Here is a 13,747-nt window from a genome sequence, read left to right on the forward strand (position 1 = left end):
AATTTGGTCAAGTATCCTGAGATAGGTGAACGACTTTTTAAAAAGTATTCTTAAATTCGCGGTCCAATTATTCAATTGGCCCCGTAGTTCAATGGATAGAATAGAAGTTTCCTAAACTTTAGATGCAAGTTCGATTCTTGCCGGGGCTACTTTTTAACATTTGAAGGCCTTTCAAAAATCTTAAAACTTATTGATTTACAGTGATTTACGATTTTTCGATATCAAATGATATCATTTGAAACCATTCATTTGAGTTCACAAATCGTCAACATTTTTAACCAAATGTTTTCGTATTTTAAAGCTAGTCTTTCTTAGACTGTTAAATAAACGACTAGCAGGTGATTTGACTTTCGTCCTAAACTAAGTTTAATTAAGAGACGAACGTTATGCGCACTTCTTCTACATTTTCTATCCTGTTCTGGATATACGCCAAGAGAATCAACTACAACCTGGCACCTGTCTATGTAAGAATTACTGTTGACAAGAAAAAGCTTAATATTAGCCTTAAGAGAAGGGTTGATATAAGGTTATGGAATCCACAAAAACAACGAGTTAGGGGGACGGGCAAAAAAACCAGGGATTTCAACCAATATCTAGATGAGGTATATTCGAAACTATTTCAATGCTACCAGGAGTTAAGAGCCGAAGATGAGCGAATTACACCTCAAGCCATAAAATCAAAGTTTATTGGTGACCACAAGACTGAGCGTTATACTTTAAGAAACATTATCCAGTACCACAACACCAATATGTTCAACAAGCTCCACGGAAATACATCTAGGCTATACCTAACAAGTCAAAAGTACATTCTGCTTTTTGTGAAGAAAAAGTATAAGGCGGATGACATTGAACTTTCAGAGCTTGACTATAAGTTTATCCTGAATTTTGAAAGCTTCCTTCGAAATTACAAGCCTCGCCATTATCAGAATCGAATAGGGAATAATGCTGTAATGAAGCATATACAGCGATTACGTCGGATGATTACCCTGGCGTATCAAATTGAATGGCTTGACCATGACCCTTTTAGTAAATTCAAGCAAAAACTAACCCCAACGCATCGTGGTTTCCTTACTTCTGAAGAATTGGAACGTATAGAAGAGCTGCATATTGAATCACTTCGATTAAAAACGGTGAGGGATTTATTCGTGTTCAGCTGTTATACAGGAATCAGCTATATAGATTTAATGCTATTGACCAATGAAAGTTTGGTGCTAGGGATGGATAAAACCAATTGGATAGTGACCGAAAGGCAAAAAACCAGAAACTCAGTTAAAATACCCTTACTTGCTAAAGCATTGGTAATAATTGAACGTTACAAGTACGACAAACGATCATTGATTAATGGCACGTTGTTCCCAAGGATATCTAATCAAAAAATCAATGCCTATCTAAAGGATGTAGCACAATTAGCCAAAATCAAAAAGAACCTTACTTTTCATATGGCCAGACATACATTTGCTACGACGGTCACTCTGACCAATGGAGTGCCTATTGAAACCATTTCCAAAATGCTGGGGCACAGGAAACTGACCACCACACAGATTTACGCAAAAGTAATTGAGAGAAAAGTGTCTGATGATATGCAAGTGCTAAGAGAAAAATTAGAAAAGTCCTAAAAAACGTTCCGCTCATAGGGCTTTTTGGAATTTGAATATGACGGTCTCGTATATGACTCGTGCCAGCTTATGTGTCACACTGAGTTACACGAAAAATTATTTAATTAAAGCTAATGATTTTTCGTGTAAAAACGCTGGCATGGGTTATATACGCTGTTACTACACGTTTATCAATGTACTGAAATCACGACATTTCCTTTTTTATGCCCTTTGTCAGCATATCGATGCGCTTCTACAATCTGATCGATAGAAAAAGTTCGATCGATGACCGGTTTAAGTTTTCCCTGCCCGATGATACTTTTCATAAAGAACAATGCTTCCGCTGTCTCGGGTGCATTTTTTCCTACCGCAACCTTAATTCCAGAGGTTATTGAAGCCCAAATCATTTGAAGACTTGGCAAGGGCCTACCAATATTCAGATATGTGCCGTTTTTTCGTAAAGCTTCCTTACACGCCTCGAATGGGCATTTATCTACTGTTTCGTATAATCAATCACTTTATCAGCTCCAAGTGATTTCACCATCTCCATATTAGTGGTGCTGCAAACACCGGTAACTTCCGCACCAAAGTATTTAGCCAATTGAACCGCATAAGTTCCAACACTCCCGGAAGCTCCGTATATGAGCACTCTTTGTTCCGGTTTTATTGCTGCAATGGTTTTAAGATAATGAAATGCCGTTCGTGCTCCGATAGGAACCGCGGCAGCTTCTTCATAAGAGAGTCCCGTTGGTTTTATGGCGATGGGCCCATCTTCAGCTAAACAGGTATATTCTGCGTAGCCACCGAAAGTTTGAAGCGTAGCTGCAAAAATCTTATCTCCTTTTTTGAAGGTCTTAACATCTTTTCCGACTGCTTCTATTTCCCCGGAGAGTTCCATCCCCAGAACAGACTTTCTAGGCTTTCTAAGACCTAGTGCCAGCCTGGCGGGAAGCCAGAAAGAAGTAGGAACGTTAAAGCTCCGTACCCGATAGTCCGCAGCGGAAACGGTAGTGGCATACACCTTCACCAGTACTTCATTATCTTTTGGAACCGGTTTTTCGATCTCTGCGATATTGAGCACCTCCGGAGGTCCATATTGTGTACAAACAACTGCTTTCATTTTTTTCATTTAGGCGTTAGCAGGAATTTTACCAGCAGACGGCAACTTCCAGGCAGTGACGATGATCACCACAAAGGCTGCGGCTTCAATGATCATAAAGAACACATCGTCCATATCGGCTGATGCCAGGCCACTAAATAATACCAGCATGGTGATTATACTGGCAATGATGTTTGCCCATTTATTGACTTTGTTGCTCAATATCCTGGATAGCAGCACCATTAAAATGGGTATTTCTGCTAAAAAACCACCGATCAGCATAAGTTCATCGGTGATCTCGACTCCATTGACCACTCCGGTCATTATTTCTTCTAAAAAACTTTTTTTACCCAATTGATGTAGATCTCTGAAAACCATATTGAGGAGTATAAATATCCATAAAGTGGACAACAGGGTCTGAGGTTTGATTTTTTTCGCTATCATGTTCGAGATTATTTAAGGTTTTACTTTGATGTTGTTTGTTTTATGTTTTCGAATCCTTTTTTCAGAAATTTCGTCACCATTGGGTTAACCAGCCATTTGGGCATTTTCTTGGCATCAAATTGAACAATATTCACAGCTTTAGTATGATTCTCAGAAACTGCCGAGAAATTCCAGGAGCCTCTGAATGTTTCCACCCGGTTCAATTTTTTAGAAGGTGGCACTGAATTTTCATCCCATGCTTCATTCCATCTTACCTCTTTGTCACACTCTTTATAATTAGAGAATAAATACCTTACGCTCATTTCTGTGTCTTTGAATGGAAATGGTTCGTTATGAATGACATAGGTTAAAAAGCTGCTGTCGGATTCATCCATGATGTCGTAGGTGGGATACTTATTGATATCATCGGCCTGGTGGTGAATATGTTGCCAGAATGCTGCGACACAGGCCTCTGGAGTTGATGCTATCTCACCTTCAATTTTATACTCCAATAAATTCGTTCCTTCTACTTTCCTGGAATGAATGATCCATTCTGCACCCTGCTTGTCGGCACTTCTTTTCATCTCATTCCATTGATAGGCTTTCCATTCTTTATAGCTTTTGTTCTTTAATCGATTGATTCTATAGGTGGAACAACTATTTAGAACCGAAGACGCTAATAATACTATGCATACATATTTAACAATGCTGGCATTGTTGCCATATCTTGATAATTGACTTTTTAAAAAATGGTTCATAACAATGAAAGATTTAACAGAATTATTATTTTTTACTGTGCAAATCTCGGAGTAGTAACCTCGCTTTTCATTGACCTGGGTTAAGAAATCAAACCACAGCCAATTACTTAGGCAAAATGACTAAAAAAAGAAAAAAAAAGATTAGTTATATAACCGTTTGCGGATGCGGCTCAGGGATTCCGGCTTTATACCCAGATAACTGGCGATGAGGTACTGTGGCACACGGTTCAGAAGGTCCGGAGATGTTTTTTGTAGGTTTTGGTAACGCTCTTCCGGAGTCAGTTTGATAAACTCATCGTACTTCATCCGTTGGTTTGCCAATTGATCTTCCATGATATGGGAACCCAAAGCAGCAAGCCTGGGTAGTTTTCTAAGAAGTTCCGCACTGCTTTCAGGAGTACCGATGGAAATAATGCAATCTTCCAAACATTCTAAGAAGTATTCCGAAGGTTTTTTAGTGGTGTAACTCACGGGGGTAATCGGTTGTTGTTCGGTAAAGAAATCCGTGATCTTAATATCGCCATTTACCAGATAATAGCTGCTTACACATCCCTGGAGAATAAAATAACACTCCTTGGCTATTTGTCCTTCAGACAATAGAATGGTTCCTTTTTTATAAGACTGTATAAAGTTTTGATTTGAAAGAATATCAATTTCTTCATTCGTTAGCTCTATATATTTAGATAAAAAATTGACTATTGGATCTTTCATATTATGTCTTGCTAATTTATCTAATGTGTGGTAACTCGTTATATGCGTACTAATATACCTCTTTATCGCAAAAATTTTCCGGATAAGAATACCTTTTAAGGCTACAAGGGTATATATCATGGTGGTCATGCCTGAATTATAAGTAATGTGGTGCCTGTTTGGAATGGTATATTTGAAAGTTTAGTGGTTTGAATTTATAATTAATTGAGCTAAATTCGGATTTACTGTTGTATCACAGTTTAGAATTGGAAAGAGCATAATTATGTTGAAATATTTTATAGCCTGGGTGCCTATGGTTTTTATCGCAATTGCGAACGGATTGATGCGTGAGAAGTTCTTTGCAAAGCGACTTAAGGAATTAAATGCTCATCATGCCTCAACTGCAACCTTGGTTATACTATTTGGCATTTACATATTAATTATTTTTAGAATCTGGAAACCTAATTCAGCTCAACAAGCATTTGATATTGGATTATTCTGGCTTGTTCTAACTGTTGTGTTTGAATTTTTATTTGGACATTATATAGCTGGTCATTCCTGGCGCAGACTTTTAAACGACTATAATATATTTGAAGGACGCGTTTGGATTGTTGTTCTAATTTGGATCACTCTGGCACCTTATGTTATTTACAAACTACAGAATTAGTTTTGATCCATAAATGGAATCTTATTGCGGGTCTAATTAGAAAGAAGTATACCAAACACAGGCATGAAACTTAAAACTTTTATTTCCTCTATCCATAGGAAAGTAAACTTTCCCTATCTGAGGAAATAAAAAACCCACTCCTTTGCAGGAGCGGGTTTGGCGCTTTAAGTGGTACCTCCAGGAGATAACTTCTCCCGAGCGTTGTCGGGATTGTTGTTCCTTTGTAACCTTGCCTGAAAATGCCAAACTTCTCTGCCTTTGGCAGAGACTTATATTTCCTCCATCCATAGGAAAGTAACGTTCCATATCTGAGCAAATAAAAACCCACTCCTTTACAGGAGCGGGTTTGGCGCTTTAAGTGGTACCTCCAGGAGATAACTTCCCCCGACTGTTTTCGGGGTCGTTGTTCCTTTGGAATCTCTCCTGAAAATGCCAAACTTCTCGGCCTTTGGCAGAGACTTTTATTTCCTCTATCTATGGGAAAGTAAACTTTGCATATCTGAGCAAATAAAAACCCACTCCTTTACAGGAGCGGGTTTGGCGCTTTAAGTGGTACCTCCAGGAATCGAACCAGGGACACACGGATTTTCAGTCCGTTGCTCTACCAACTGAGCTAAGGTACCTTATTTATTCAGGGTTTGCCCCCTCCGAAGCACAAGCAAAAAGCGCAGTGCGTAGGAGGGGGCAAATATACTTTCAAATTTAGGAACTACAAACAAAAAAGAAAAAAAAGCCTGCTGTTTTTTTACATTTTACAATCTTTGCGTTATGAACCTTATTGTAGATGTAGGGAATACTTATATAAAGCTGGCCGTTTTTCAGGAACATAACCTTTTATGGCAGCAAAAGCTTGATCCAGAGGACTTTCCAAAGAGGGTAAAAAAGGTATTTAAAAAATATCCTGATATTCAATCAGCAATTATTTCATCCGTAGGGAAATTTGATCAAAAATATATTTCGGTTTTATCCGTATTCGTTGAGGTGCATATCTTGAGTCATAGTACTGAAATTCCTTTTAAGAATTCCTATGCCACCCCACAGACCTTGGGAATGGACAGGATAGCACTTGCCACAGCTGCCTTCTATCATAATCCGGATGCCAATACGCTGGTCATTGATGCAGGCACATGTATAACGTATGACATGATAAATGACTATGGGGAATATCTTGGTGGTGCAATTTCCCTGGGTCTGAGTATGCGCTATAGGGCACTGCATGAATATACTTCTAAACTACCTTTGTTAGAACCCGAGGATTTCCATGATATCATTGGAAATTCAACAAATGCAAGTATCCATAGCGGAGTTTTAAACGGTATTTGCAGGGAGATAGATGGGGTCATAGGCCAGTACCAATCGCGTTTTGAAGATTTAACAGTTATTTTAACAGGCGGTGATGCTCAAATTTTGTCTAAACGATTAAAAAATACCATCTTTGCGCATTCTAATTTTCTCCTAAAAGGCTTGAACTATTTGCTGGAATACAACAAACGCTAGATGGTAAAGAAAATCGTATTGCTTATACTTTGCTTAACTGCAATAACAGCTTACTCACAGAGTGGTAACGGAACTGTTTCACCTTATTCGTTTGGTGGTATAGGAGATATAAGACCTCAGGCTACTATAGAAAATCAGGCAATGGGTGGTTTAAGTATGTATACAGACAGTATTCATGTTAACTTAAGAAATCCTGCAGCTTTAGGGAAACTCAGGTTAGTAACTTTTACAGCAGCAGGCGGACATAAAGAAGTGAAATTGAAGGATTTTACAAATGAGGAAAGTTCTTCTGTAACCTCCCTTGAATATATTTCTCTGACATTACCCTTATCACCAAAGTTTGGCGCAGGGTTTGGAGTTATGCCATATACCGCTTTGGGGTACAATATTTTTTCTGAAACTACGAATGCCACCCAGGATACTGTGTTAAATCAGTTTTCGGGTGATGGGGGTTTAAACAAGGTATTTTTATCCGTGGGATATGAAATTACCAAAAACCTGCATGTTGGCGGAACAGTCAATTTTAGCTTTGGCAACTTACAATACCAAAGTGTTCAAAGTATTGACGGAGTGCAGTATGGCACAATAAATACCCGTGAATCTGAAGTTAGCGGTTATGATTTTAATTTTGGGGCCACTTATACACCCAGAATAAAAAGTAAATACACTTTATTTACCTCATTAACTGTAAATACACAGGCAAACCTGGTTTCTTCAAATAGTGAAAGGCTAGGTTCATTTTCATTGACCACAGGACAGGAAATTGAAGTCAGGGATGTAGATTTAGAACCTGCAAACCTTAGAAATACAGAATTGAAAATCCCTACAACTACTACTTTAGGGCTTGGTTTTGGACGGGATAAAAAGTGGTTTTTAGGGGCAGAATATAGTTTGCAGGGGCTGAGTTCATTTAGAAACGACTTTATTGATCCTGAAAATGTAGCATATGAAGATGGGAATACGATTAGGGTAGGCGGGTATTTTGTGCCTGATTACGCTTCGTTTACAAGTTATTTGAAAAGAATCACTTATAGAGCAGGCGCACGCACTTCCAGGACCGGCTTAGTAGTAAATGATAAATCCATTCACGATTTTGGCATAACTTTTGGACTAGGGTTACCGGTTGGAGGTGGTTTTTCCAATATGAATTTGGCTTTTGAGTATGGGAAACGAGGTACAACAGTAGCAAATTTAATTGAGGAAACTTATTTCAAAGTCAGTGTAGGACTGTCATTCAACGATAAATGGTTTCAAAAAAGGAAAATAAATTGATAAAAATTTAGTACATTAACCACATTAAAATTTAAATACGATGAAAAAGGAGTTTTACTGTATGATGATTGGGTTACTGGCAATAATGGGTACGGCAAATGCACAAGGCCAAAATCCGGAATGTATGACCAATCTTTCTATTTATGCTGAGCATGCAAAAGTAAAAAATTACGATGCGGCTTATACGCCATGGAAAATGGTATATGAAACTTGTCCGGCTATTAATAAGGCAAACTTTTCTCTTGGGGAAAAAATCCTGGCTTATAAAATTGATAATAGTTCCGGTGCAGAAAAAGATGGTTATATAAGCGACTTACTTGCTTTATATGATAATAGCTTAAAGGTTTTTCCCGATAAGTTTCCTAAAGCAGTAGTTGCCATAGATAAAGCTTTGCTTTTGTATGATAATAAAATGGCTTCGGACGAAGAACTTTTTAATTTGCTTGATAGTGCTTTTAATCAAGATGCGTCCAATTTTAAAAATCCTAAAGCGCTTTACCTTTATTTTTCCAGCTTAGTGGATCTTTACAATGAAGGGAAAAAAGATCTTCAGGCGGTGTTTGATACTTATGACGATGTTACCGAAAAAATAGAAGAGGAGAATGAAAAATTAACAGACGTCATTAGCCAATTGCTTCCTAAGGAAGAGGCAGGCACGCTTACTTCAAAAGAAAAGAGAAGATTGAAAGTAGCAACTACTAATTCTGAATCTTATGGGAAGATTGCCGGTAGTGTTGATTCAAAATTAGGAGCATTGGCAGATTGTGATAACCTGATTCCTCTATATAAAAAGAGTTTTGAATCCAAAAAAACCGACGTAACCTGGGTTAAAAGAGCAGTGGGTAGAATGTTTAGCAAAGACTGTATAGATGACCCAATGTTCCAAAAACTATTTGAGGCGCAATTAGCCTTAGATCCTTCTGCAGATGCCTATGTATATGGGGGAACCTTAAAGAAGAAAGCTGGAGATAATAAAGGTGCAATAGCAGATTATAACAAAGCACTGGAATTAGAGTCGGATCCTAAAAAGAAATCCAATATTGCTTATAAAATTGCAACAAGCTACAGAAGATCTAGTAAGTCTACAGCCAGAAGTTATGCCCAGAAAGCCATAAATGCTAATCCTTCAAACGGCAGGGCGTATTTACTAATAGCAAATTTATATGCAACGAGCGCAAATGATTGTGGAAGCACTCCTTTTGAAAAAAGAGCAATTTATTGGAAAGCCGCGGATATGGCCAGAAAAGCAGGAAGAGTAGATCCTTCATTAAGCGGAAATGCGAATCAATCTGCAGCCAGCTATAGTGCCAAAGCACCGTCAAAGACAGATATTTTTAATTCTGGATTAGCAGGTAAAACAATTGCTTTTAGTTGTTGGGTTGGAGGCAGTGTAACTGTGCCTAATCTATAACAATGTACAATCTTTACGGAAATAAATTATTTAACATTGCCATGGTATTTTCCGTGGCATTGTTGTTTTATGGCTGTAAGGATAATTACAAAAGGGTTGGTGAAGAAGCACAGCAAACAATTTATCCTCAGGGAGTAGCTCAGAATTTCGTACTTACTTATACAGAGACTCCGGAGAAACTGGAAAGCGAGGACACCAAAGAATCTAAAGTTATTGCTATTTTAAAGAGCCCGTTGAGCGAAGACTATGACAACATGAGATTTAAATTCAGGACTTTTCCAAATGGATTAGAAGTGGATTTGTTTGATGCAGAAGACAACAAAAGTACCATTAAAGCCGATTATGGAATTATTTATTCCAACACCAATTTAATAGACTTGCAGGGTAATGTCGTAATTGAATCTCATGATGGAAAAAAACTCGAAGCTCCGCAGCTTTTTTATGATCAGACCAATGAGTGGATTTTTACGCAACAAAAATTTAAATTTACCAATCCGGAAGATGGAACAATTATGGATGGCGAGGGAATGGATTTCAATAAAGACTTCAGTTTCTTCAACGCCCATAAGACTTATGGATTAATCACAATTAAGGAAGATCAAACATGATTAAAATACTGAGATATACGGAATACTTGTACCTGGTGGTGGCAATAATATCAGTATATAAGATAATTGAACTCTGGAATATTGACAGAGAAGGTACATACATCTTTATTTTCTTTGCGATCGTCTCTATAGGAATGTTTATTTTTAGACGTAACTATAGGAAACGTTTCGAAAAGCGAAAACGGGATAATCAGCAATAGCCTTGGACTCTAGCATCCTTATCATTTGTATTTGTTTGGTGTTATCTGCATTCTTTTCAGGAATGGAGATTGCCTTTATCTCCGCGAATAAGATTCATATTGAGATTGAAAAAAAACAGGAAGGTCTTCTTGCACAGATACTTACCCGCTTAACCAATAAACCTTCAAAGTTTATTGCTACCATGCTTATCGGAAATAATATTGCTCTGGTAGTATATGGACTGTATATGGGAGAGTTATTGATGGATTGGTTCCAAACCAAATTACCCTCCGGTAATAGCTTTGTTCATCTAATGTTTACCGACTTCAGCCTGTTAACCCAGACACTTATTTCTACAATTATAATTTTGCTTACTGCAGAGTTTTTGCCTAAAGTGCTTTTTCAGATCTATGCAAACAAGCTTCTAAAAATTCTTGCAGCGCCTGCTTATTTTTTCTATTTATTATTCTCTTTCGTTTCAGATTTTGTTATTAAAGTTTCCGATGTACTTCTTAAAGTCTTTTTTAAGACGGATGGAGACCAGGTGCAACTTGCATTTAGCAAGATTGAATTAGGAGACTATATTACTGAACAAATGGAAACTGTAAAGGAAGAAGATGATATAGATTCTGAGATTCAGATATTTCAGAATGCCCTTGAATTTTCAGCGGTTAAGGCAAGGGAAGTTATGGTTCCCAGGACGGAGATTATAGCAGTAGAATTGCATGAAACCCCAAAAAATCTGGCTAAACTTTTTACAGAAACCGGTTTATCAAAAATATTGGTCTTTAAAGACACCATAGATAACATTATTGGGTACATTCATTCTTATGAGTTATTTAAAAAGCCCAAGACAATAAAAAGTATCCTCCTGCCGGTAGAATTCGTGCCGGAAACTATGTTAATCCAGGATATCCTCAATGTTCTAACAAAGAAAAGAAAAAGTATTGCCGTAGTGCTCGATGAGTATGGTGGCACCTCCGGAATAATGACCGTTGAGGATATTGTTGAGGAACTTTTTGGAGAAATAGAGGATGAGCATGATTCAACAGATTTAGTGGAAGAACAACTAAATACTAATACCTATAAATTTTCTGCCAGGCTGGAAGTAGATTACCTAAATGAACAATATAAGTTGGAACTTCCGGATAGTGAGGAATACGAAACACTTGGAGGGCTTATTGTAAATGTAACCGGTGAGATCCCTGACCAGGATTCTGAAATACTGATAGATCATTATTTGTTCACTATCCTTGAAGTTTCCAGCACAAAAATAGATTTAGTTACCCTTGAGGTCAAGGAAAAGGATTAGTCCTGTTAATATCAGTCAGATAGGCTGCTTTTAGTTTTTATTTCTAGATGGAAAATACTAATTTCGCCAACTGATTTTAAATAAACAAAAAATGGCAATTCTAGAGAATATTAGAAAACGAACTACTGTATTAATCCTGATCATAGGGATGGCGTTATTTGCGTTCGTTATTTCTGGAATTTTTACCAGTAATGATTTTTCCGGTGGAAAAGTTGGGTCTGCTGTGGGTGAAATAAATGGAGACGAAATTTCCATCGATGACTTCAGACGAAAGATTGAGAGGGCGTCGAGAAGGTCTGGGCCAACAAGTTCATCTATGCAGTTAGTGAATTCTGTTTGGAACCAGGTTGAACGAAATACCATCTTGGGACAACAGATAGAGGATCTTGGTATTTCTATTGAGCAGGACCAGATTATTAACGTAATTAAATCGAGCCCCGGGATAGCTCAAAACCCTCAATTTACTGATGAGAATGGAATATTTGATGAAACAAAATTTCGGGATTTTATTTCTGAATTAAAAATCAATGCCCCTGCCCAATATAACGATTGGCTGCAGGACGAGGAAGCTATCATTCAAAGTGCAAAGGAGCAAAGCTATTTCAATTTAATTAGAGCAGGAGTCGGCGCTACTTTAAAAGAGGGCGAATTAGACTATAAGTTAAGTACAGACAAGGTAGATATCAGATATGTGCGGGTTCCCTACAATTCAATGCCCGACAGTGCTTTTATAGTTACTAAAAAGGAAATTTCGGACTATATCAATGAACACCAGCAAGACTACAAGCAGCAAAGGTCTAGGGATATTCAGTTTGTATATTTTGAAGACAAAGCTTCTGATGATGACGTAGCTGCTATAAAAGACCAGATAACAAAGCTTCTTGGTGATACGGTAGAATATTTTGAAGAACGTGATGAAACAGACACCATTCCCGGATTTAGAAATACAACGGATAACGCAGCTTTTCTAGATAGAAATTCTGATAGCAAATTTGATACTATTTATAAGTCTAAAAGTGAGCTTCCATTAAAATTTGCTGATACCCTGATGGGTTTAAATACTGGTGAGTTATTTGGACCTTACAATGACGGTGAAAGTTGGAGAATTACCAAAATGGTCAATAAAAAGCCCAATGGATCTGTAAAGGCCAGTCATATTTTGATTACCTGGGAAGGGGCCGAAAGGGCTAACCCTGAAATTAAGAGAACTAAAGAAGAGGCCGAGGCCATCGCTAACGATTTGCTAAAACAGGCGAAAGCAGAAGGAGCAGTATTTACTCAGCTGGCAAGAGATAATTCTGACGGGCCCTCAGCACCAAGAGGAGGTGACCTGGGTTACTTTCAGGAAGGTGTAATGACCCCAAAGTTTAATGATTTTGCATTTGGAAATGTAGTAGGTCATATTGGGTTGGTTGAAACAGAATTTGGATACCATATTGTACGTGTAGATGATAAGCAAGATTTAGTTCAACTGGCAACACTAAGCAGGGAAATAGAAGCTTCAGACGAAACACTAAATGCACTCTTTACGGATGCTACTAAATTTGAAATGGCGGCAACATCATCAGAAAAGTCTTTTTCTGATTTGGCAAAAGAAAATGAATACGTAGTAAGGCCGGTTAATAAAATAAATGAATTGGATGAAAATCTTCCGGGACTTTCAAACCAGAGGGCTATTGTTCAGTGGGCATTTAATTCCGAAACGGAAATAGGAGATATTAAGCGATTCGGTATTAGCAACGGCTATGCAGTTGTGCAGCTAACAGCAAAGTATGAAGAAGGATTAATGGCTGTTGAAGATGCGTCTGCTTCTGTTCTTCCAATAATCAGGAAAAGAAAAAAAGCGGCAAAGATTATTTCTGAAAACCAGGGAAAATCCTTGGAGGATTTAGCTTCAGACAACAACACCAATGTATCATCAGCTTCTGCCTTAACGGTTAAAACTCCGACAATTCCTGGTGCTGGAAGAGAGCCATTGGTTGTGGGTACTGCTTTTGCTTTAGCTCAGGGAAGTAGTTCAGATCTTATTGAAGGAGAGACCGGAGTTTTTAAGATTGAAGTAACCAAAAAGGAAGAAGGCCCTAAGCTGGAAAATTATACTACTTTCGCCAGCTCCTTGCAGGCTTCAAATGCGACCCGCGTAAATACAAGTGTATTTGATGCCTTGAAGGAAAACGCAGAGATTGTAGATAACAGAGCTACTTTCTATTAAAAATACTATTGCTTTCCGGCTAC

The 13,747-nt window shown here is 37.9% G+C and carries 15 protein-coding genes and 2 tRNA genes; 10 read left to right on the forward strand and 7 right to left on the reverse strand.

Translation table 11 applies throughout. The annotated features are described in order from the left end of the window. The first annotated feature begins 77 nt into the window (after positions 1-77). Positions 78-149, forward strand: a tRNA-Arg gene (locus Q0X89_RS11605). A 237-nt stretch (positions 150-386) separates the two neighbouring features. Then, the gene (locus tag Q0X89_RS11610) at positions 387-1,616 is read left to right on the forward strand and encodes a site-specific integrase (protein ID WP_297694313.1); all 1,230 of its coding nucleotides are present in this window, start codon (positions 387-389) and stop codon (positions 1,614-1,616) included. A gap of 170 nt (positions 1,617-1,786) precedes the next feature. Here Q0X89_RS11610 and Q0X89_RS11615 read toward each other — a convergent pair whose 3' ends face one another. The 5 genes from Q0X89_RS11615 to Q0X89_RS11635 all read right to left on the reverse strand — a co-directional run bounded on the left by Q0X89_RS11615 (position 1,787) and on the right by Q0X89_RS11635 (position 4,586). After that, entirely contained in the window at positions 1,787-2,035 is a 249-nt protein-coding gene (locus Q0X89_RS11615; RefSeq protein WP_367177053.1) for a zinc-binding dehydrogenase, read from the reverse strand. 53 nt (positions 2,036-2,088) lie between these two features. Then, the gene (locus Q0X89_RS11620; protein ID WP_297694315.1) at positions 2,089-2,715 is read right to left on the reverse strand and encodes an NAD(P)-dependent alcohol dehydrogenase; all 627 of its coding nucleotides are present in this window, start codon (positions 2,713-2,715) and stop codon (positions 2,089-2,091) included. A gap of 9 nt (positions 2,716-2,724) precedes the next feature. Then, a complete protein-coding gene (locus Q0X89_RS11625) occupies positions 2,725-3,138 on the reverse strand; it encodes a DUF6326 family protein (protein ID WP_297694317.1) in 414 nt (137 codons plus the stop codon). A gap of 20 nt (positions 3,139-3,158) precedes the next feature. Then, positions 3,159-3,875: a hypothetical protein gene (locus Q0X89_RS11630; RefSeq protein ID WP_297694319.1), complete on the reverse strand. Its 717-nt coding sequence runs from the start codon at positions 3,873-3,875 to the stop codon at positions 3,159-3,161. A 141-nt stretch (positions 3,876-4,016) separates the two neighbouring features. Then, a complete protein-coding gene (locus Q0X89_RS11635; RefSeq protein WP_297694321.1) occupies positions 4,017-4,586 on the reverse strand; it encodes a Crp/Fnr family transcriptional regulator in 570 nt (189 codons plus the stop codon). 262 nt (positions 4,587-4,848) lie between these two features. Between Q0X89_RS11635 and Q0X89_RS11640 the strand changes: the two genes are divergently transcribed. After that, the gene (locus tag Q0X89_RS11640; protein ID WP_297694323.1) at positions 4,849-5,232 is read left to right on the forward strand and encodes a hypothetical protein; all 384 of its coding nucleotides are present in this window, start codon (positions 4,849-4,851) and stop codon (positions 5,230-5,232) included. An 88-nt stretch (positions 5,233-5,320) separates the two neighbouring features. Here Q0X89_RS11640 and Q0X89_RS11645 read toward each other — a convergent pair whose 3' ends face one another. Continuing rightward, on the reverse strand, positions 5,321-5,668 hold the full coding sequence (locus Q0X89_RS11645) for a hypothetical protein (RefSeq protein ID WP_297694325.1): 348 nt from the start codon (positions 5,666-5,668) through the stop codon (positions 5,321-5,323). Positions 5,669-5,782: 114 nt separating this feature from the next. After that, positions 5,783-5,855, reverse strand: a tRNA-Phe gene (locus Q0X89_RS11650). 145 nt (positions 5,856-6,000) lie between these two features. On the opposite strand from Q0X89_RS11650, the gene Q0X89_RS11655 reads away from it, so the two are divergent. The 7 genes from Q0X89_RS11655 (at position 6,001) to Q0X89_RS11685 (ending at position 13,724) form a co-directional block, all read left to right on the forward strand. Continuing rightward, positions 6,001-6,729, forward strand: a complete 729-nt coding sequence (locus tag Q0X89_RS11655; protein WP_297694327.1) for a type III pantothenate kinase — start codon at positions 6,001-6,003, stop codon at positions 6,727-6,729. Further along, positions 6,730-8,001: a hypothetical protein gene (locus tag Q0X89_RS11660; RefSeq protein WP_297694329.1), complete on the forward strand. Its 1,272-nt coding sequence runs from the start codon at positions 6,730-6,732 to the stop codon at positions 7,999-8,001. Positions 8,002-8,041: 40 nt separating this feature from the next. Continuing rightward, entirely contained in the window at positions 8,042-9,412 is a 1,371-nt protein-coding gene (locus tag Q0X89_RS11665; RefSeq protein WP_297694331.1) for a hypothetical protein, read from the forward strand. 2 nt (positions 9,413-9,414) lie between these two features. Continuing rightward, positions 9,415-10,020, forward strand: coding sequence for an LPS export ABC transporter periplasmic protein LptC (lptC, locus tag Q0X89_RS11670; protein ID WP_297694333.1), 606 nt, complete (start codon positions 9,415-9,417; stop codon positions 10,018-10,020). Beyond that, a complete protein-coding gene (locus tag Q0X89_RS11675) occupies positions 10,017-10,220 on the forward strand; it encodes a hypothetical protein (protein ID WP_297694335.1) in 204 nt (67 codons plus the stop codon). The genes lptC and Q0X89_RS11675 overlap by 4 nt, the downstream gene beginning before the upstream one ends. A 2-nt stretch (positions 10,221-10,222) precedes the next feature. After that, entirely contained in the window at positions 10,223-11,512 is a 1,290-nt protein-coding gene (locus Q0X89_RS11680) for a hemolysin family protein (RefSeq protein WP_297694337.1), read from the forward strand. Between the two features lie 91 nt (positions 11,513-11,603). Beyond that, a complete protein-coding gene (locus Q0X89_RS11685) occupies positions 11,604-13,724 on the forward strand; it encodes a peptidylprolyl isomerase (protein ID WP_297694340.1) in 2,121 nt (706 codons plus the stop codon). Positions 13,725-13,747: the final 23 nt, after the last annotated feature.

Source organism: uncultured Eudoraea sp. (assembly GCF_947258525.1).
GTDB lineage: Bacteria > Bacteroidota > Bacteroidia > Flavobacteriales > Flavobacteriaceae > Eudoraea.

Bases quoted from the DNA above. Each gene is read 5' to 3' on its own strand.
- Q0X89_RS11610 (WP_297694313.1), top strand. From the start codon at position 387: ATGCGCACTTCTTCTACATTTTCTATCCTGTTCTGGATATACGCCAAG.
- Q0X89_RS11620 (WP_297694315.1), bottom strand. From the start codon at position 2,715: ATGAAAGCAGTTGTTTGTACACAATATGGACCTCCGGAGGTGCTCAAT.
- Q0X89_RS11625 (WP_297694317.1), bottom strand. From the start codon at position 3,138: ATGATAGCGAAAAAAATCAAACCTCAGACCCTGTTGTCCACTTTATGG.
- Q0X89_RS11630 (WP_297694319.1), bottom strand. From the start codon at position 3,875: ATGAACCATTTTTTAAAAAGTCAATTATCAAGATATGGCAACAATGCC.
- Q0X89_RS11635 (WP_297694321.1), bottom strand. From the start codon at position 4,586: ATGAAAGATCCAATAGTCAATTTTTTATCTAAATATATAGAGCTAACG.
- Q0X89_RS11640 (WP_297694323.1), top strand. From the start codon at position 4,849: ATGTTGAAATATTTTATAGCCTGGGTGCCTATGGTTTTTATCGCAATT.
- Q0X89_RS11655 (WP_297694327.1), top strand. From the start codon at position 6,001: ATGAACCTTATTGTAGATGTAGGGAATACTTATATAAAGCTGGCCGTT.
- Q0X89_RS11660 (WP_297694329.1), top strand. From the start codon at position 6,730: ATGGTAAAGAAAATCGTATTGCTTATACTTTGCTTAACTGCAATAACA.
- Q0X89_RS11665 (WP_297694331.1), top strand. From the start codon at position 8,042: ATGAAAAAGGAGTTTTACTGTATGATGATTGGGTTACTGGCAATAATG.
- lptC (WP_297694333.1), top strand. From the start codon at position 9,415: ATGTACAATCTTTACGGAAATAAATTATTTAACATTGCCATGGTATTT.
- Q0X89_RS11675 (WP_297694335.1), top strand. From the start codon at position 10,017: ATGATTAAAATACTGAGATATACGGAATACTTGTACCTGGTGGTGGCA.
- Q0X89_RS11685 (WP_297694340.1), top strand. From the start codon at position 11,604: ATGGCAATTCTAGAGAATATTAGAAAACGAACTACTGTATTAATCCTG.